We start from the raw sequence: 16,997 nt of genomic DNA, 5'->3' as shown, positions 1-16,997 counted from the left end.
AACGCTTATGAAAGGTGAGTGTGAAGGGCGCGGATTGCCAGGCCGTAACCTGCCGTTCCGAAACCTTGGATAATGCCAAGGCAGACACCGCCAAGCATGGAGGCATGGCGAAAGTCTTCGCGGGCATGGGTATTGGAAATGTGTAGCTCGACCGTGGGAAGGGCGATCCCACTGATCGCATCCCGCAACGCGATCGACGTATGGGTGTAGGCACCCGCATTGATCACCACGCCCTGATGGGTGTGGCGAATATCGTGAAGGGCATCGACAAGGCCGCCTTCGTGGTTCGATTGGCGGAACTCAACTTCACAGCCTAAATCATTGGCCAACGCCGCGCATTCGGCCGCAATATCGGCAAGCGACTTGGCCCCGTAAATCTCGGGCTCTCTCTCCCCAAGGAGGTTGAGGTTGGGGCCGTTGAGCACCAGAAATTTCATTTTAGTCCTATCCCTTTGACGGCACTTTATAATCAAGTGCCGGGCCGCGTCAAAGCGTCGTTAACCCTTGTCTGACTGTTCGACCGGACCGCCTTGATCGGCCCAGGTGGAAAAGCCTTCGCGCAGATGGGCGGCAGGGAATCCCATGTCCTGCAGCGTGGCCACTGTCAGCGCCGAGCGCCAGCCTGAGGCGCAGTGAAAGACGTAGCGTTTGCCCTCCTGCGCGAAGACGGCCTTGTGATAGGGGCTGTCGGGGTCGATCCAGAATTCGATCATGCCGCGTGGGGCGTGGACCGATCCGGGAATGAAGCCCGTGCGCTGGCGTTCGCGGATGTCGCGAATGTCGACCACGACCAGATCGGGATCATCCAGCTGCGCGATCAGGTCCTTTGTTTCGACCTCATCAATACGGGCGCGGGCGGCGGCAACCATCTCAGCCGCGGTGGTGGTCAGCGTCATGCCTGTCCCTTTCGTCACAGTTGGCGGTAACGCAGATTGACCCCCTCGCGCCCGGGTTGCAACATGACTGCCGAATACACGCCAAGGCGCAGCGGGAGGGACACCGAGATGAGCTACAAAGACACCTATGCGGCCTGGGCTGCCGCGCCTGAGGATTTCTGGGTGGAGGCCGCCAAAGGGATCGATTGGATCAAGGCACCTGAGGTGATTTTTGACGGCAACGCGGACGTCTATGGCCGCTGGTTCCCGGATGCGACCTGCAACACCTGCTGGAACGCGGTGGACCGCCATGTGGAGGCCGGGCACGGTGACAGGCTCGCGCTGATCTACGACAGCCCGGTGACGGACACCAAGCGCAAGATCACTTACGCCGAGTTGCAGGATGAGGTCGCCACCCTTGGCGCCGTGCTCGAGGGCATGGGCGTGGGGCAGGGGGACCGCGTGATCATCTATATGCCCATGGTCGCTGAGGCGGTGATGGCCATGCTCGCCTGCGCGCGGATTGGGGCGGTACATTCGGTGGTGTTCGGTGGCTTTGCGGCGCCGGAACTGGCGACACGGATCGACGATGCGGGCGCGAAGGCGGTGATCTCGGCCAGCTGTGGGATCGAGCCGGGGCGCGTCATCGATTACATGAAGTTGCTGGATGAAGCGATTGATATTGCTCAGGTAAAGCCGGATGCATGTCTGATCCTTCAGCGCGAGGTTCAGTCTTGTGCACTGACCGAAGGCCGCGATCTGGATTGGGCCGACGCAATGGCCACGGCTCGTGCAGAGGGTCGGAAAGCGCCCTGTGCTGAGGTCAAGGCGACTGACCCGGCCTATATCCTTTATACGTCTGGCACGACGGGTCAGCCCAAAGGCGTGGTGCGCGATACCGGCGGCCATATGGTGGCGCTGAACTGGACGATGAAGAACATCTATGACGTCGATACGGGCGATGTGTTCTGGGCGGCCTCGGACGTTGGCTGGGTCGTGGGCCATTCCTACATCTGCTACGCGCCGCTGCTGGCGGGTTGCACGACGCTGGTCTACGAGGGAAAGCCCATCGGCACGCCCGACGCTGGCGCGTTCTGGCGGGTGATTTCCGAGCACAACGTCAAGGTGCTGTTCACTGCACCCACAGCGTTCCGGGCGATCCGGGGGCAGGACCCTGAGGCGGCGTTGATGGCCGATTATGACCTGAGTGGGCTGAAATCGTTGTTTCTTGCCGGCGAACGTTCGGACCCCGCAACACTGCAATGGGCCGAGGAACATCTGGGCGTGCCGGTCATCGACCATTGGTGGCAGACAGAGACCGGATGGGCCATTTCCGCGGTGCCCATGGGGATCGAGGCCTTGCCTGTAAAACATGGCTCTCCGGGCGTTCCCATGCCGGGCTATGACGTGCAGGTGTTGGACGATTCCGGCGCGCCTGTGCCCAACGGAACGCTTGGGAATATCGTGGTGAAACTGCCTTTGCCACCGAGTTGCCTGCCGACGTTGTGGAATGCGGAAGATCGGTTTCGGTCGAGCTATCTCAATGATTTTCCAGGATATTATGCCACATCGGATGCTGGCATTCTGGATGAAGACGGCTATCTGCACATCATGGCGCGCACCGATGACATCATCAACGTCGCGGGCCATCGGTTGAGCACGGGCGCTATGGAAGAGGTTCTGGCGCACCATAAGGATGTCGCTGAATGCGCTGTTGTGGGCAAAGCGGATGAATTGAAGGGCCAGATGCCGCTGGGGTTCTTTGTGACCAAGGCTGGCGTAAACCGGCCTGAGGATGAGATCTGCGCCGAACTGGTGAAAATGGTTCGGGCTGAGATCGGTGCTGTGGCGGCTTTCAAGACGGCTGTGGGTGTCAAACGGTTGCCCAAGACACGCTCTGGGAAGGTGCTGCGTGGAACGATGCAGAAGATTGCGGATGCTGAGAGCTACAAGATGCCAGCTGCGATTGACGACCCGGCGATCCTGGATGAGATCACGGATGTCTTGAAAACGAAGGGATTGGTCGGATGATCGAACGAATTGAGCCGGGTGTCCGGTCCTCGAAGATCGTGAAGCACAATGGTGTGGTTTATCTGACCGGCCAAGTGGGCGAGGGTGCGGATATCACGGAGCAAACGGTTGAATGCCTGCGTCGTGTCGATGCTTTGCTGAAACAAGCCGGTTCCAGCCGCGAGCATATGCTTCAGGTGACGATCTGGCTGGCCGATATGGCCGACTTCGCAGCGATGAACGAAGTGTGGAACGCATGGGTGCCTGAGGGCCATGCACCGGCGCGCGCCTGTGGCGAAGCAAAGCTGGCGCGGGACGTGCTGAAGGTGGAGATGATCGTCACGGCGGCGGTTGCGTAAGCTGCTCACGCGTGAGCAAACGTCTAAGCCATTGGGGTTATTATACATTCCCGGCATACTGCATATTTAACATAATCATGATTACTGGCGAAATGGACTATGAGATATGGCGCTGAATGATCTCCTCCCTTCCGGTTATATTGATGCGCACCACCACGTTTGGGCGCCCGATACACGTGGCGACGAGATTGGGTACGGATGGTTGCGCGACATCGGCGCTCCGAAACCGTTTGGCGATCCGACGCCGATCCAGCGTGATTACCTGATGGAGGAGTTTCTGGCTGAGGCCGAAGTTGCGCCCCGAGCGTCCGTGCACGTGCAAACGGACGGCGCGTTGCCTGATCCTGTGGCCGAGACGGCCTTCGTGCAGGCCGAGGCGGATCGGTGCGATCACACTGTGAGGATTGTCGGGCTTGCGGACCTGAGCGCCGGTGATTTGGCAGAGACGCTCGCACGACACGGCGCGTATAACGGCTTTTGTGGTGTGCGCCAGATCGTTGGACGGTTGGCGCATCGACCCGATCTGACCTTTGCACCGCGCGACTTTATGGCCGAAAATCAATGGCGTGAGGGGTTGAAACGACTTGAAGGCGATGGGCTGACCTTTGACTTGCAGATGTATCCTGAGCAGGCCGAACAGGCGCTGGAGGCGCTATCTGCGACCCCTGCCCTGCGGGTCATCATCGACCATGCGTTGTGCCCATATGACCAACGCGCAGAGGGGTATGAGTTGTGGAACAAGGCCGTTGGGATGCTGGCTGCACGTCCGAATACCTGGATCAAGCTAAGCGGTTGGGGCATGTATGACAGCGGTTGGGATCGGTTCGGGGTCGAAGCGATCCAGCCTTATGTCGACGATATCATGCTGAGTTTCGGCGCGGATCGGGTCATGTGGGGCAGCAATTACCCGGTGGAGAAGCTGGCGAAACGGTATCAGGCATGCATTGAAGAGATTGCGGGCGGCATCCTTTCCGAACAGCACGATGCAGTGTTTTTGCTTTCTGCAGCAACGGCTTACGGCGTGAAGTTAACCTAACGAATAGCCAGCGCCGCGCACCGTGCGGATTGGGTCGCCGGCCTCACCTGCTTTCAACGCTTTACGCAGGCGGCCGACGTGAACATCGACCGTGCGACTATCGACATAGATGTCCCTGCCCCAGACGCGGTCCAGCAATTGCTCGCGGCTCCAGACCCGGCCCGGGCGTTCCATGAAGGCGCTGAGTAGCCGGAATTCGGTCGGGCCGAGGTGCAGTTCGTCACCGCCGCGATAAACGCGATGTTCGGTCAGATCGACACTGATATCTTCGTATTCGAGGCGTTCACCCACAGTGGATGGACGCACGCGGCGGAGTTGGGTGCGCAGGCGGGCCAGAAGCTCGGCCACGGAATAGGGTTTGGTGACGTAATCATCGGCCCCGGTCTCAAGCCCGCGGACCTTGTCGACCTCCTCAGATCGGGCGGAGAGCATGATGATCGGGATTTTCGCGGTGTCGGTGCTCATCTTGAGCTGACGGCAAACCTCGATACCCGAAACATGGGGCAGCATCCAATCGAGGACGATCACATCGGGCGGCGTTTCCTGTACGGCGACCAGGGCTTCATCCCCTGCTGCGGCGGTCTGCACCTCGAACCCCTCGGCGCGAATGTTGTAGGCCAGAACCTCGCGCTGTGCGGGTTCATCCTCCACCACCAGAACAAGGGGTTCGCCAGCCATTTATGTGCCCTGAACGTAAGGTGTCTTGTCCTCTTTCGGACGGTCATCGTCGGGCATTTCACCGGTCACAAGGTAGATCACCTGCTCGGCCACAGATGTCACATGGTCACCCATGCGCTCGATGTTCTTGGCCATGAAATGGAGGTGCATACAGGTGGTGATGTTGCGGGGATCTTCCATCATGTGGGTGAGGTATTCGCGGAAGAGCGCGGAATACATCTGATCAACTTCCAGATCGCGCTGGCGGACATCTTCGGCCAGATCGGCGTCTTGCTGGATGTATGCGTCGAGCACGTCTTTCAGCATCAATTCAACCTGCCGCGCCATACGCTTGAGCGCCTTTGCCGTGCCCGGAACGTGTTCCAACTCGATCACCGACTGGCTGCGCTTCGCGATGTTCTTGGCATAATCGCCGATGCGTTCGAGGTTGGCGGAGACGCGGAAGACGGTCAGCACGGTGCGCAGATCGGACGCGATGGGCTGCCGCAGGGCGATGATGCGCGCGGCATCCTCATTCACCTGCTCTTCCAGCGCGTCGATGGCCTTGTCGGCCTTGCGCACAGTCTTCGCGAGCTCGACATCGCGGGCCTCCAGGGCCTCAACGGATTTGCTGATCGCCTCTTCGACCATGCCGCCCATGCGCATGATCTTGGCCTGAATGCCTTCAAGGTCGCGGTCGAAACTGCTGACGATATGGTCTGAATGTGCCATGGCCCCTGCCCTGTCTTTAGCCGATACGGCCGGTGATGTAGCTTTCCGTGCGCGGATCGCTGGGGTTGGTGAAAATGGTGTCGGTGTCGTCGAATTCCACGAGGTTGCCGAGGTGGAAGAAGGCGGTCTTCTGCGACACGCGCGCTGCCTGCTGCATGGAGTGCGTGACGATGACGACAGAGAAGCGACTGCGGAGCTCGTCGATAAGTTCCTCGACCTGCGCGGTGGCGATGGGGTCAAGCGCCGAGCACGGTTCATCCATCAGCAGAACCTCAGGTGAGGTTGCCACAGCGCGTGCGATGCATAAGCGCTGTTGCTGGCCACCTGAGAGGCCGGTGCCCGGCGCTGTCAGACGGTCCTTCACCTCATCCCAGAGGGCCGCGCGGCGCAGCGACTTTTCAACGATGCCTTCAAGATCCGCCTTGTTCTGCGCCAGCCCGTGGATGCGGGGGCCGTAAGCGACATTATCGAAGATCGACTTGGGGAACGGGTTGGGTTTCTGGAACACCATGCCGACCTTGGCGCGCAGCTGCACGGGGTCGACCTTGGGGTCGTAGATATCCTCGCCTTCGAGGGTCACGTCACCGGTGACACGGCAGATGTCGATCGTGTCATTCATGCGGTTCAGCACGCGAAGGAAGGTGGATTTGCCGCAGCCGGACGGGCCGATGAAGGCCGTGACGGTCTTGTCGGCGATATCAACGTCAACCTCTTTGATTGCGTGATTGTCGCCATAGAAGACATCCACGCTGCGCGCTTTCATCTTCAGCGCATCGGTTGCGACGGTTTGGTCAATCTCGGTCATCTCGTTCATGTTCGCGCCTTCCATGGACCTTGTCACCACCGTCTTTCGAACCGGCGCCGCAGCAGGATGGCGATCAGGTTCATCATCAAGAGGAACACAAGCAGCACGATGATCGCGCCCGAGGCCCGTTCCACGAATGCGGGGTCGGAGCGTTGTGTCCAGCTATAGACCTGCACGGGCAAGGCGGTGGCGCCGTCGCCCATCAGGGGGAATGTGTTCGAATGGCCCGACAGGAAATCGGGATATTCGCGGACGAAAGCGACCATACCGATCAGCAGAAGCGGTGCGGTTTCGCCCAGGGCCTGCGCCAGGCCGATGATCGTGCCGGTCAAGATGCCGGGCATGGCGAGCGGCAAGACGTGATGAAAGATGCTCTGCATCTTGGACGCGCCCAAGCCTAGGGCGGCCTGACGGATCGACGGCGGCACGGCACGCAGGCTCGCACGGGTGGCGATAATGATTGTGGGCAGGGTCATGAGCGTCAGGACCAAGCCGCCGACAAGCGGCGAGGATTGGTTGAAATTCATGAAGTTGATGAACACGGCCAACCCGAGGATACCGAAAACGATGGAGGGCACGGCGGCAAGGTTGGAGATATTCACCTCGATCAGGTCCGTAAGGCGATTTTTCGGGGCGAATTCCTCAAGGTAGATGGACGCGGCCACACCGATGGGAAGTGCGAGGGCCAAGACCACAAGCATCATGTAGAATGAGCCGATGATGGCGACGCCGAGACCCGCCGCTTCGGGGCGAGAACCGGAGGCATCGGGCCAGGTGATGAAATCCCAGTTGAAGCGGGTGTCCATCATGCCGGCTTCGACGAGCACTTGCGCCAGTTCCAATTGCGCGACGGACACGTTGCGGTCCCTCTCGGCGCTCTCCATCGTCACGCGGCCTTTGAAAAAGCCGTCGATGCGGCCGCCGGCTAGGATCTCAGCGTCGATGGTGGTGCCGACAAGCTCGGGATTAGCAAGTACCATGGCGCGGATTTGTGCGGGTGCTTCCTCGGACAGCATGGCGGCCAGCTCACGTCCGCCCATCCCGGGGTCAATCCCCTCAGCTTCAAGGTGCTGCTGCAGCGACATGGCGATCACGGGGAGGTAGCCGAACGTGGTGACGGCGGCCATTTCCTCAGGGTCGCGGTTGCCTTGTGGGTCGAGCCGGTCTTCGGACAGCGTGATCGGGTAGGAAATATAGGTCTGTTGGAACGCGCTGAGGCCGTTGCCGAGGATTGAGGTCAGCAGCACCACAAGCGCAAGGATGCCGGTGAGGACAGCAGCCATGCCATAGGCGCGGAAGCGCGCTTCTGCCCGGTTGCGCTTTTGCGTGCGGGCGTCTTGCGCGTAGAGCGAGCGTTTGGGCGCGGTGGAGATCGGCATATCGGTCATTAGTCGTATTGCTCCCGATATTTGCGGACGATGTAGAGCGCGAAGATGTTGAGCGCGAGCGTGATGACGAAGAGCGTCAGACCCAGTGCGAAGGCCACCAGCGCTTCGGGGCTAGAAAAGTCGGTATCGCCTGTGAGCTGGCCCACGATCTTCACGGTCACGGTTGTCATGGCCTCAAACGGGTTGAGGTCGAGCCGGGCCGCGGCCCCTGCTCCAAGAACCACGATCATCGTCTCACCAATCGCGCGGGAGGCGGCTAGCAGGACTGCGCCGACGATGCCCGGCAGGGCTGCGGGCAGGATGACCTGTTTCACGGTTTCCGATTGCGTGGCACCGAGGCCGTAGGAGCCATCACGCAAGGATTGGGGAACGGCGTTGATGATGTCATCGCTGAGCGAGGAGACAAAGGGGATCAGCATGATTCCCATGACGATGCCTGCGGTCATGACGGAGGATGATGAATCCCCCAGCCCCAGCGGTTGGGCGAAGTAATCGCGCAACATGGGGCCCACGGTGATGAGGGCGAAAAGGCCGTAAACAATCGTAGGGATACCCGCGAGCACCTCGATCAGTGGCTTGGCGATGGAGCGGACGCGCTTGGTGGCATATTCTGCCATGTAGATGGCGGCGAAGAGGCCGATGGGGACTGCCACGAGCAGTGCAATCAGCGAAATGTAGAGCGTGCCCCAGAGGAGTGGGATCAGGCCAAGTTCGGAATTGCCCTCAAACGATGGCCGCCATTCCAGGCCGAAGAAGAAATCCTGCCAAGGGTAGAGTTGGAAGAAGTTCCGCGTGTCCCACAGCATCGACAGGACGATGCCTACGGTTGTCAGAATTGCGAGGGTTGAGGCGACCACGAGAATGGACAGGATCGCATATTCCACCCGGTTGCGAGCGCGCAGATCCTTGTGGGTGCGCACGTAAGCATAGGCGAGGCCCGCGAAGGCGAGCGCGAAGACAACGACCAGCATCCATGTGCCGCCAGTGGCGTTGAGATCGCGGAAGTTTTGCGCGGCCTCCAGAACCGTTTCACTGACATCGGCGCCGAGGGCCACACCGGCCTCGGCCAGTTGCGCGCGAATGTCGTTGTCGGACGCGAGGTTTGACGCGTCGTCTGCACTCAGGAAGCCCCGATCAATAGCGGCGTCGATGCCGCCCGCCAACCTGCGCACCTCGGTCATCAGAAGGGTCGGGTTTTCGACCTGCTCCATGTATGGATTGGGGATCTGGCGTTCGACAATGCGCTCAACCGCGATGGGCTGGATGATGAGCCATAGTCCCAAAACCAGCAGCGCGGGCACCAGCGTCAGGAGTGTGACGTTGAGGCCGTAATAGTTGGGCAGCGAATGGAGTTCCCGGCGGTCACCCCCGGCGCTGGCCATCGCCCTCTGACGCCCCAGCACATAGCCGAGCGCACCAAGGAAAATCAGGGCGAGAAGAATCCAGAGCATGGCAGCGTTCCGGTGGGTTTGGGGTGCGGACGGGGCCGTCTAGCGGCCCTGCCCTGTCGGTTCAAGCAGTTGGGCTTACTGGCCCATCAGCACACGATTGGCGACCACTGCCTGCGTCTCGGCAAGCTCCGGATCGGATACGAGACCGTAAGCGGCCAACGGGCCCCAATCCCCCGCGATATCTTCGCTGACGAAGAAGGAGGCATATTCCTGAAGGCCCGGGATTACGTCGAGATGTGCGGCCTTAATGTAGAAAAACAGCGGGCGCGAGACGGGGTATTCACCGGTTGCAATCGCATCAACCGTTGGCACCACGCCGTTCATTGTGGCGACCTGCAGGCGGTCGGTGTTGTTCTCATAGAAGGCGAGGCCGAAGACGCCGACACCATTGGCATCCGCGTCGATGCGGGCCAGCGTTTCGGTGTAGTCGCCGTCGATGTCGACCGAGACACCATCAGCGCGGATTTCCATGCAGGCCTCTTCCGCCGCATCTTCGTCCATGCCCATTTCCATCATCGCAGCCATTGCGCCGGTGTCTTCACAGCCTTGCAAGATCACGCGTTCATCAAACACTTCGCGCGTGCCGTGGCGGGTGCCGGGAATAAAGGCAGAGATTTCCTGATCCGGCAGGTCGCCGTTTACTTCTGCCCAGTTGGTGTTCGGGTTCGCGACCATCGCGCCGTCCACTGGCAGTTCAGCGGCCAGTGCGAGATACCAGTCGGAGGGGCTGAATTCAAAGGACGGGCCGTTGATGTCGGAGGCGAAGACAATGCCGTCATAGCCAAAGCGCACTTCGATGATGTCGGTCACGCCATTTTCGGCGCAGGTCGCGACTTCGCTTTCGCGGATCGAGCGCGACGAGTTCGCGATGTCGATCGTGTTCTCGCCCACCCCTTCGCAGAAACGGCGCAGGCCGGTGGAGGAGCCTCCGGATTCCACAACCGGGGTTGGGAAACTGAAGTTCTCGCCAAAGGCTTCGGCCACGATGGTGGCATAGGGCAGAACGGTCGAGGAACCGGCGATCTGGACGTTGTCGCGGCTTTGGGCGGCGGCCCCGGTTGCGGATACGGCAGCCACGGCCAGAACAGAAACGCTAAGCTTTGCGAAAGACATGTTGGAACATTCTCCACTTGGTTTGTCAGACATCCCGAAGGCGCATTTCGCCCCCGTTGCCGACCCGCCTAAAGACGGCTCGCTATGCTTTTGTGACGGTTGCGTAACAGTTTTATGACAGGGTGCGCTGCCGTTGCGTCAGCTCGCCGGGAGAAGGACAGAAAAGGTGCTGCCTTTGCCCTTCTCGGACGTGATCTTGAGCCGTCCCCGGTGGCGATTGACGATGTGTTTCACAATGGCCAGCCCAAGGCCCGTGCCCCCCATTTCGCGCGAACGGTGGGTGTCGACACGGTAGAAACGCTCCGTCAAACGCGGCAGATGCTGGCCGTCGATGCCGTCGCCTTGGTCCGTCACATCAACTTGAACGAATGGTCCACGCATAAGGCCCCTGCCCTCGCCCCGGCTGATCCGAAGCGTCACAGGCTTGTCTGGTCCACCATATTTGATCGCGTTTTCGGTGAGGTTGAGGAAGACCTGCATCAATTGGTCCCGCTCTCCGATGATGCTGGCGGCACTTGTGGCGGAGGGATCGATTTCGAGGCTCAGCGTGTTGCCGGTTTCCTCGGCCCGGGGCCGTAGCGAGGCGAGGCTGGCTTGCAACAGGCCATCCAGGTCGACCACGTCACTGGGACGCATCCGTTCGGCGGCTTCCACCCGGCTGAGCGACAGAAGGTCGGAGACGAGCCTGTTCATGCGCTGCGCCTCTTCCTCCATGATCGACAGGAACCGTTCCTGTGCTGCGGGATCATCTTTAGCCGGACCACGGAGTGTCTCGATGAAGCCCAGAACAGCCGTCAGCGGCGTGCGCAATTCGTGGCTGACATTGGCTACGAAATCGCGGCGGATTTCTTCGGCTTCGCGCAAATGAGTGACGTCTGTGAAGTGCAGAAGTAGTCCACGGGAACCGTCCGCTTGCAGGGCGGTTATGCGGACCTTGTATTCAGTCACTCCGGATTGCTCGGACCGTTCGAACCGCGCCTCAGCCGTTGCATCGCCACTTTGCACAGCCTCGATGCGCGATTGTAGTGCGGGCTGGCGCAGAACGGTTCCGTGGCTGCGCCCGAGGATCCAATCGCCAAGCATGATCAGTGCCGGTTCGTTCGCGTTGGCGATATTCCCCAGGCCGTCGATCTGAAGCAGAGGGTCCGGCACGGCATTGAGGATGGTGTCGATCATTGGAATTCTGTCGTCCATGTCCTCAACCTGCGCAACTTGCGACGTCGCTTTGAATTGCGCCGATTCTTAGAGGTGGCGCAATGGTGCCGGTGTCGGCGCTGGAAATACTTGCACTCGCAAAGAACACGTTTTGCCTGTAATGATCTGGGGTAGACGCGGTTCAAAGGGACGCACCATCGTGGTGACCTTGCGCGCCTTTGGTGGGCCATCATGCTAAACGACCAACCCCTGCTCCGATGGACACCCCTCGACGGTGAGTTGCCACCTGTCGCTAAACCCCAGTATACCCTGACAGTCTCCGTTCCTGCCCGTGTGCTAGAACGGATACCAAGGCACGTGCTGGCGCCTGACGCGCGGGTGCAACATGTCTCGATCGCGGATATTGAAAACCAAGCATTCTCAGGGCCAGCGGCACCCGATCTGGTGCTTTCACCGCTGATCTCCCCGGGGTTCGATGCAATCGACCTGCTGCGCATATTGCAAAAGCGCCGTTTCGCCGGGCGCTACCTGATGTTGGCCTCCGCTATGCCGGATATCCCGTTGATCCGGGCCGAGATGATGGCCCAGGCGGGCTGCATTGATCTGGATGTCATAGCGCTTGGGGCGTCCAGCACGCTCCATACGGTTTAAACCGCGGCCAATCCCGTTTCGAAATCTGCAATCAACAGCTCAATTGGCTCAATCCCTACCGAGACGCGGAAGAACCCGTCGCTGATCCCCAGTGCTGCGCGGCCCTCAGACGTCAAGCCGCGATGGCTCGAGGAAGCCGGGTGGCTGAGCGTGGTGCCCACATCGCCAAGCGTCGGGGCAAAGGGCAGATCGGGCGCGGCCTGGATCATGCGATCAGCTGCGGCTTCTGTCGGATCGATCAGCTCGAAGCTGACCATGTTCCCGTAAACACCCCCAGTCAGGGCAGCGGCGCGGCTGTGATCCGGGTGATCGGCTCGCCCGGGGTATAGGACGCGCGCAACCTTTGGATGCTCTGCCAGCCAATCGGCCAAAGCTGTGGCGTTCTCTTGCGCTTTCTCCAACCGCAGCGGGAAAGTGTAGAGCCCGCGTTCGGCCAGCCAACATTCCTGCGGTGCAGGTGTCATGCCGACGGTCACGGCGAAATCATAAATCGCCCGCATGTTGTCCGGGTCCTGCGCCGCTACATAGCCAAGCGTCACATCGGAATGGCCAGCCAGCAATTTGGTAACCGAATGGATCGTGATATCGGCCCCGGCGTCGAGCGGTTTGTAGCCAAGCGGTGTCGTGAAGGTATTATCCACGGCAAGGATCACGCCGGCCTCTTTCGCGAGCGCGACGATCCCCTCCATATCCGCGACCCGAAGCGTCGGGTTCGAGATCACCTCGACCAGGATCATCTTGGTTTTCGGAGTCAGGGCCGCCCGCATCGCCTCCACATCTGTCGGGTCTGCAACCGAGGTTTCAATCCCAAAGCGGGCCAGATCCTGATGCATCAATCGCAGCGAGCGCCCGTAAAGCTGGTTACCGCCCAGGATATGATCGCCCTGCCCCAAAAGCCCGAGGATCGTGGCCGACACTGCCGCCATGCCTGACCCCAGAACAAGCCCGCCCTCGGCCCCTTCCATCGCATCGATCTTGCGCGCCAGAAGCTCTGCATTCGGGTGCCCTTCACGGGCGTAGGTGTATCCATAAGCCCCACCTTCGTATTGTGCGTGGAGCGTCTGGATCGAAGGGGAGGCATAAACCACCGAAGGCTGGATTGGTGTCGCAACCGGGCGGCTGACCCCTTCGCGCAGCGCCGCGCGCCGCACCAGAGTTGCCGGTTTCTCATTCCGCCCGTCACTCATCCCTGTACCCTTTCGTCTTACCCGAAAAACCTTGGGGGAGTCGCGCAAGCGACGGGGGCAAAGCCCCCTTTTCCCACTTCATTGCTGTCCGTGTCAGCTGCGAACAGTCCCGTCGCCCGTCACAAGATACTTGAACGAGGTCAGCTGTTCCGCCCCGACCGGCCCGCGGGCGTGCATCTTGCCCGTGGCGATGCCAATTTCGGCCCCCATTCCGAACTCACCGCCATCGGCAAACTGGGTCGAGGCATTGCGCATCAGGATGGCACTGTCGAGCCGTTGGAAGAAATGCCCGGCCACCGCGTCATCTTCGGTGATGATGCAATCTGTGTGGTTCGAGCCAAACTGGCGGATATGGGCAATCGCACCGTCCACGTCATCGACGACTCGCGCCGCGATGATCATGTCGAGGAATTCGCACCCCCAATCATCGTCCACCGCGGCCATCACGCCGTCGATCTTCTGAAGTTCCGTATCGCCACGCACTTCGACACCGGCATCCAGCAGGGCGCGCACGATGCCTTGCCCAATCGTATCGGCAATATCGCGGTGGATCAGCAGGCATTCGGCCGAGCCGCAAATCCCGGTCCGCCGTGTCTTGGCGTTCAGCACAACCTTCAGCGCCTTTTCAGGGTCCGCCGCCGCATCGACGAAGATATGACAAATCCCTTCGAGATGGGCGAAGACGGGCACACGCGCCTCGCGCTGCACCAGCCCGACAAGGCCCTTGCCGCCACGGGGCACGATCACATCGATTGCATCGGTCATCGTCAGCATCTCGCTGACAGCCGTGCGGTCGCGGGTCGGCACACGTTGAACGGCATCTTCCGGCAAAGACGCGGCGCGCAAGCCGTCCTTGAGGCATTCAACCAGCAAAGCTGAGGAATGAAAGCTTTCCGATCCGCCCCGCAGGATCACCGCATTGCCCGACTTCAGGCACAATGCGCCGGCATCGGCGGTTACATTGGGGCGGCTTTCGTAGATGACACCGATGACGCCAAGCGGCGTGCGCACGCGTTGGATGTGAAGGCCAGTGGGCCGATCCCACTCCGTCATGACTTGGCCAACAGGATCGTCCTGCCCTGCCACGGCGCGCAAGCCTTCGACGATGCCTTCGATCCGGCCCGCATCCAGCATCAAACGGTCTAGCATCGCCGCCGAGAGACCCTTTTCGCGCCCGTAGTCCATGTCTTGGCTATTGGCGGCGATGATCTCTTCCCGCCGCGCCCAGACTGCATCCGCTGCGGCGTTGAGAGCTGCCGTCTTTGCCTGAGCCGGCGCAAAAGCCAGTTCGGCCGAGGCCGCTTTTGCACGGGCGCCGATATCGGCCATCAGGGCGGGGATGTTGTCGGTCAGATCTTTCATGGCGGTGCCTCCAGGGTCGGCGGGCAGAATAGGGTGTTTTGCGTGAAGCGGAAGGGGTCAGAGCGCCATGTCATCACGGTGGATCAAGGCGGCGCGCCCCGGATAGCCCAGAATTGGCTCGATCTCGGAAGAATGGTGGCCCGCAATCGCCTGCGCCTCGGCGCTTGTGTAGCGGCTGAGGCCGATGCCAAGCGCTGCACCATCCGGGCCTTCGATGCGCACCGGGTCGCCGCGCTCAAAGCTGCCTTCAACTTGCGCCACCCCGGCAGGTAGCAGAGATTTGCCACGGCCAATGGCAGCCACAGCACCTGCATCGAGGCGCACGGCCCCTTTCGGCTTCATGGCCCCGATCCACGCCTTGCGAGCCTGTTGCGGTGTGAGGTTGGCGGTGAACCAAGTGGACGCCGCGCCGCTTTGTAAGGCCTGCAAGGGCCGATCCACTGCGCCTTGCGTGATGACCATGGCGCAGCCTGCCGCCGTGGCCGTCCGTGCCGCCATGATCTTGGTCTTCATCCCACCCTTCGACAGGCCAGACCCGGCATCCCCCGCCATCGCCTCGATCTCAGCGGTGATCTCTTCCACCAGCGGCAAATGCGTCGCGCCATCTGTTCCCGGCGGGGCCGTATAAAGGCCGTCGATATCGCTGAGCAGCACGCAGATATCTGCGCCCGCCATAACAGCTACGTTTGCCGCGAGACGATCATTGTCGCCGTAGCGGATCTCGTCAGTGGCGATGGTGTCGTTTTCGTTGACGATGGGCACCGCCCCGCGCGCCAGAAGGGCCGCAAAGGTTGCGCGCGTGTTCAAGTAACGGCGCCGGTCAAGGCTATCATCCAGTGTCAACAGTATCTGGGCCGAGGTTAAGTTATGGGGCGCAAGCGCCTCTTCATAGGCGCGCGCCAAACGGATCTGACCCACAGCCGCCGCCGCCTGAGCCTCTTCCAGTGACAAGGGGCCGGACCCCAGCGCCAGAACGCCACGCCCAAGCGCAATCGCGCCGGATGAGACGAGGATGATGTCAGTGCCATTTGCTTTGAGGGCGGCTACGTCAGAGGCAAGGCCCACCAGCCAATCAGCCCGCAACGCGCCCGTGTCGCGATCCACCAAAAGCGCAGAGCCGATCTTGATGACGACCCGCTTCGCGTCAGAAATGGTCAGGGCTGCCATGGCGAAGGATCCTCCTTGGCCTCCCGCTCGGCCTTACGGTCGGCATCAACGCGGGCCCGCAGCACGCGCAACACTTCGATCAGGCCTGTGCGGGCCACGCCCGACATCTCCATCACTGGCCCGGCCTCAGCCTCAAGCGCGGCGCGTTTCTTGGAGGTTTCTTCCGGCGACAGTGCATCAACCTTGTTGAGCACAGTGATGCGTGGCTTTTCCGCAAGATCGCCACCATAGGCCTCTAACTCGCCAATAATGGTCTTGTAATCCGCCACCACATCTTCCGCCGTGCCATCAATCAGGTGCAGAAGCGCCGCACAGCGTTCGACATGGCCCAAGAATGTGTCTCCAAGCCCCCTGCCCTCGCTCGCGCCCTCGATCAGGCCGGGAATGTCGGCCACAACGAATTCCGCACCATCCACGCCAACGACGCCGAGATTGGGGTGGAGCGTGGTAAAGGGATAATCCGCAATTTTCGGGCGCGCGTTGGAGGTCGCCGACAGGAAGGTGGACTTGCCCGCATTAGGCAGGCCCAAAAGGCCCACATCGGCGATGAGCTTCAGGCGCAGCCATATGGTGCGCTCAACGCCCTCTTGGCCTGGATTGGCGCGGCGCGGGGCCTGATTGGTGGCGCTTTTGAAGTGCAGATTGCCAAAGCCGCCATTGCCGCCCTTGGCCACGCAAAGCCGTTGGCCAACTTCATCAAGATCCGCAATCAGAGTTTCTTGATCTTCCTCCAACACTTCGGTGCCTGCAGGCACGCGCAAGAGGATATCATCGCCATCCTTGCCCGTGCGCTGTTTGCCCATGCCGGGCTGGCCATTTTTAGCAAAGAAATGTTGCTGGTAACGGAAGTCGATGAGCGTATTAAGGCCCTCGACCACTTCGATCCAGACATCGCCACCGCGCCCGCCATCACCGCCATCGGGACCGCCATATTCGATATATTTCTCCCGCCGGAACGAGACCGCGCCGCCACCGCCACTGCCAGAGCGGATATAGACTTTCGCCAGATCGAGAAATTTCATCTGAGTTTGCGCGCGCGAACGCCCGCC

17 protein-coding genes are annotated in these 16,997 nt (G+C 60.8%); 4 read left to right on the top strand and 13 right to left on the bottom strand.

The genetic code is table 11. The features are described 5' to 3' along the window. Positions 1-5: 5 nt before the first annotated feature. Together aroQ and V8J81_RS06985 are read right to left on the bottom strand one after the other, a co-directional pair. Complete coding sequence (gene aroQ, locus V8J81_RS06990; RefSeq protein ID WP_368475027.1) at positions 6-437, bottom strand: type II 3-dehydroquinate dehydratase; 432 nt, start codon at positions 435-437, stop codon at positions 6-8. Between the two features lie 60 nt (positions 438-497). Next, the gene (locus V8J81_RS06985; protein ID WP_368475026.1) at positions 498-896 is read right to left on the bottom strand and encodes a rhodanese-like domain-containing protein; all 399 of its coding nucleotides are present in this window, start codon (positions 894-896) and stop codon (positions 498-500) included. 108 nt (positions 897-1,004) lie between these two features. Here V8J81_RS06985 and V8J81_RS06980 point away from each other — a divergent pair, with 108 nt between their 5' ends. The 3 genes from V8J81_RS06980 to V8J81_RS06970 all read left to right on the top strand — a co-directional run bounded on the left by V8J81_RS06980 (position 1,005) and on the right by V8J81_RS06970 (position 4,280). Beyond that, positions 1,005-2,906, top strand: coding sequence for a propionyl-CoA synthetase (locus tag V8J81_RS06980; protein ID WP_368475025.1), 1,902 nt, complete (start codon positions 1,005-1,007; stop codon positions 2,904-2,906). Continuing rightward, positions 2,903-3,244 (top strand): RidA family protein, encoded by a 342-nt coding sequence (locus tag V8J81_RS06975; protein ID WP_368475024.1) that lies wholly within the window; start codon positions 2,903-2,905, stop codon positions 3,242-3,244. Before V8J81_RS06980 ends, V8J81_RS06975 begins: the two co-directional genes overlap by 4 nt. Before the next feature lie 106 nt (positions 3,245-3,350). Beyond that, entirely contained in the window at positions 3,351-4,280 is a 930-nt protein-coding gene (locus V8J81_RS06970; RefSeq protein ID WP_368475023.1) for an amidohydrolase family protein, read from the top strand. Here V8J81_RS06970 and phoB read toward each other — a convergent pair. From phoB to V8J81_RS06935, 7 genes are all read right to left on the bottom strand, one after another. Beyond that, on the bottom strand, positions 4,272-4,958 hold the full coding sequence (gene phoB / locus V8J81_RS06965; RefSeq protein ID WP_368475022.1) for a phosphate regulon transcriptional regulator PhoB: 687 nt from the start codon (positions 4,956-4,958) through the stop codon (positions 4,272-4,274). The genes V8J81_RS06970 and phoB overlap by 9 nt on opposite strands. Next, complete coding sequence (phoU, locus tag V8J81_RS06960) at positions 4,959-5,669, bottom strand: phosphate signaling complex protein PhoU (protein ID WP_368475021.1); 711 nt, start codon at positions 5,667-5,669, stop codon at positions 4,959-4,961. Between the two features lie 16 nt (positions 5,670-5,685). Continuing rightward, complete coding sequence (gene pstB / locus V8J81_RS06955) at positions 5,686-6,483, bottom strand: phosphate ABC transporter ATP-binding protein PstB (RefSeq protein WP_368475020.1); 798 nt, start codon at positions 6,481-6,483, stop codon at positions 5,686-5,688. Between the two features lie 23 nt (positions 6,484-6,506). After that, positions 6,507-7,862: a phosphate ABC transporter permease PstA gene (gene pstA, locus V8J81_RS06950; protein ID WP_368475019.1), complete on the bottom strand. Its 1,356-nt coding sequence runs from the start codon at positions 7,860-7,862 to the stop codon at positions 6,507-6,509. Further along, complete coding sequence (gene pstC, locus V8J81_RS06945) at positions 7,862-9,313, bottom strand: phosphate ABC transporter permease subunit PstC (RefSeq protein ID WP_368475018.1); 1,452 nt, start codon at positions 9,311-9,313, stop codon at positions 7,862-7,864. The genes pstA and pstC overlap by 1 nt, the downstream gene beginning before the upstream one ends. 75 nt (positions 9,314-9,388) lie before the next feature. Beyond that, positions 9,389-10,426, bottom strand: coding sequence for a substrate-binding domain-containing protein (locus V8J81_RS06940; protein WP_368475017.1), 1,038 nt, complete (start codon positions 10,424-10,426; stop codon positions 9,389-9,391). Positions 10,427-10,564: 138 nt separating this feature from the next. Continuing rightward, on the bottom strand, positions 10,565-11,602 hold the full coding sequence (locus tag V8J81_RS06935; RefSeq protein WP_368475016.1) for an ATP-binding protein: 1,038 nt from the start codon (positions 11,600-11,602) through the stop codon (positions 10,565-10,567). A 336-nt stretch (positions 11,603-11,938) separates the two neighbouring features. Between V8J81_RS06935 and V8J81_RS06930 the strand changes: the two genes are divergently transcribed. Next, positions 11,939-12,232, top strand: a complete 294-nt coding sequence (locus V8J81_RS06930; protein WP_368475015.1) for a response regulator — start codon at positions 11,939-11,941, stop codon at positions 12,230-12,232. On the opposite strand, the gene V8J81_RS06925 is transcribed toward V8J81_RS06930, so the two are convergent. The 4 genes from V8J81_RS06925 to obgE all read right to left on the bottom strand — a co-directional run bounded on the left by V8J81_RS06925 (position 12,229) and on the right by obgE (position 16,970). After that, the gene (locus tag V8J81_RS06925) at positions 12,229-13,419 is read right to left on the bottom strand and encodes a trans-sulfuration enzyme family protein (protein WP_368475014.1); all 1,191 of its coding nucleotides are present in this window, start codon (positions 13,417-13,419) and stop codon (positions 12,229-12,231) included. The two genes, V8J81_RS06930 and V8J81_RS06925, sit on opposite strands and share 4 nt — an antisense overlap. Positions 13,420-13,512: 93 nt before the next feature. After that, positions 13,513-14,781: a glutamate-5-semialdehyde dehydrogenase gene (locus tag V8J81_RS06920; RefSeq protein WP_368475013.1), complete on the bottom strand. Its 1,269-nt coding sequence runs from the start codon at positions 14,779-14,781 to the stop codon at positions 13,513-13,515. Between the two features lie 57 nt (positions 14,782-14,838). Then, on the bottom strand, positions 14,839-15,948 hold the full coding sequence (gene proB / locus V8J81_RS06915; protein ID WP_368475012.1) for a glutamate 5-kinase: 1,110 nt from the start codon (positions 15,946-15,948) through the stop codon (positions 14,839-14,841). Next, the gene (gene obgE, locus V8J81_RS06910; protein ID WP_368475011.1) at positions 15,936-16,970 is read right to left on the bottom strand and encodes a GTPase ObgE; all 1,035 of its coding nucleotides are present in this window, start codon (positions 16,968-16,970) and stop codon (positions 15,936-15,938) included. The genes proB and obgE overlap by 13 nt, the downstream gene beginning before the upstream one ends. Positions 16,971-16,997 lie beyond the last annotated feature (27 nt).

Source organism: Gymnodinialimonas sp. 202GB13-11 (assembly GCF_040932485.1).
GTDB lineage: Bacteria > Pseudomonadota > Alphaproteobacteria > Rhodobacterales > Rhodobacteraceae > Gymnodinialimonas > Gymnodinialimonas hymeniacidonis.
This window is presented reverse-complemented; position numbering and strand designations above follow the sequence as displayed.

Coding starts and splice junctions, on each gene's coding strand:
- V8J81_RS06970 (WP_368475023.1), top strand. CDS start 3,351: ATGGCGCTGAATGATCTCCTCCCTTCCGGTTATATTGATGCGCACCAC.
- phoB (WP_368475022.1), bottom strand. CDS start 4,958: ATGGCTGGCGAACCCCTTGTTCTGGTGGTGGAGGATGAACCCGCACAG.
- obgE (WP_368475011.1), bottom strand. CDS start 16,970: ATGAAATTTCTCGATCTGGCGAAAGTCTATATCCGCTCTGGCAGTGGC.
- pstC (WP_368475018.1), bottom strand. CDS start 9,313: ATGCTCTGGATTCTTCTCGCCCTGATTTTCCTTGGTGCGCTCGGCTAT.
- pstB (WP_368475020.1), bottom strand. CDS start 6,483: ATGAACGAGATGACCGAGATTGACCAAACCGTCGCAACCGATGCGCTG.
- V8J81_RS06925 (WP_368475014.1), bottom strand. CDS start 13,419: ATGAGTGACGGGCGGAATGAGAAACCGGCAACTCTGGTGCGGCGCGCG.
- V8J81_RS06975 (WP_368475024.1), top strand. CDS start 2,903: ATGATCGAACGAATTGAGCCGGGTGTCCGGTCCTCGAAGATCGTGAAG.
- V8J81_RS06940 (WP_368475017.1), bottom strand. CDS start 10,426: ATGTCTTTCGCAAAGCTTAGCGTTTCTGTTCTGGCCGTGGCTGCCGTA.
- pstA (WP_368475019.1), bottom strand. CDS start 7,862: ATGACCGATATGCCGATCTCCACCGCGCCCAAACGCTCGCTCTACGCG.
- V8J81_RS06920 (WP_368475013.1), bottom strand. CDS start 14,781: ATGAAAGATCTGACCGACAACATCCCCGCCCTGATGGCCGATATCGGC.
- V8J81_RS06985 (WP_368475026.1), bottom strand. CDS start 896: ATGACGCTGACCACCACCGCGGCTGAGATGGTTGCCGCCGCCCGCGCC.
- aroQ (WP_368475027.1), bottom strand. CDS start 437: ATGAAATTTCTGGTGCTCAACGGCCCCAACCTCAACCTCCTTGGGGAG.
- phoU (WP_368475021.1), bottom strand. CDS start 5,669: ATGGCACATTCAGACCATATCGTCAGCAGTTTCGACCGCGACCTTGAA.
- V8J81_RS06980 (WP_368475025.1), top strand. CDS start 1,005: ATGAGCTACAAAGACACCTATGCGGCCTGGGCTGCCGCGCCTGAGGAT.
- proB (WP_368475012.1), bottom strand. CDS start 15,948: ATGGCAGCCCTGACCATTTCTGACGCGAAGCGGGTCGTCATCAAGATC.
- V8J81_RS06935 (WP_368475016.1), bottom strand. CDS start 11,602: ATGATCGACACCATCCTCAATGCCGTGCCGGACCCTCTGCTTCAGATC.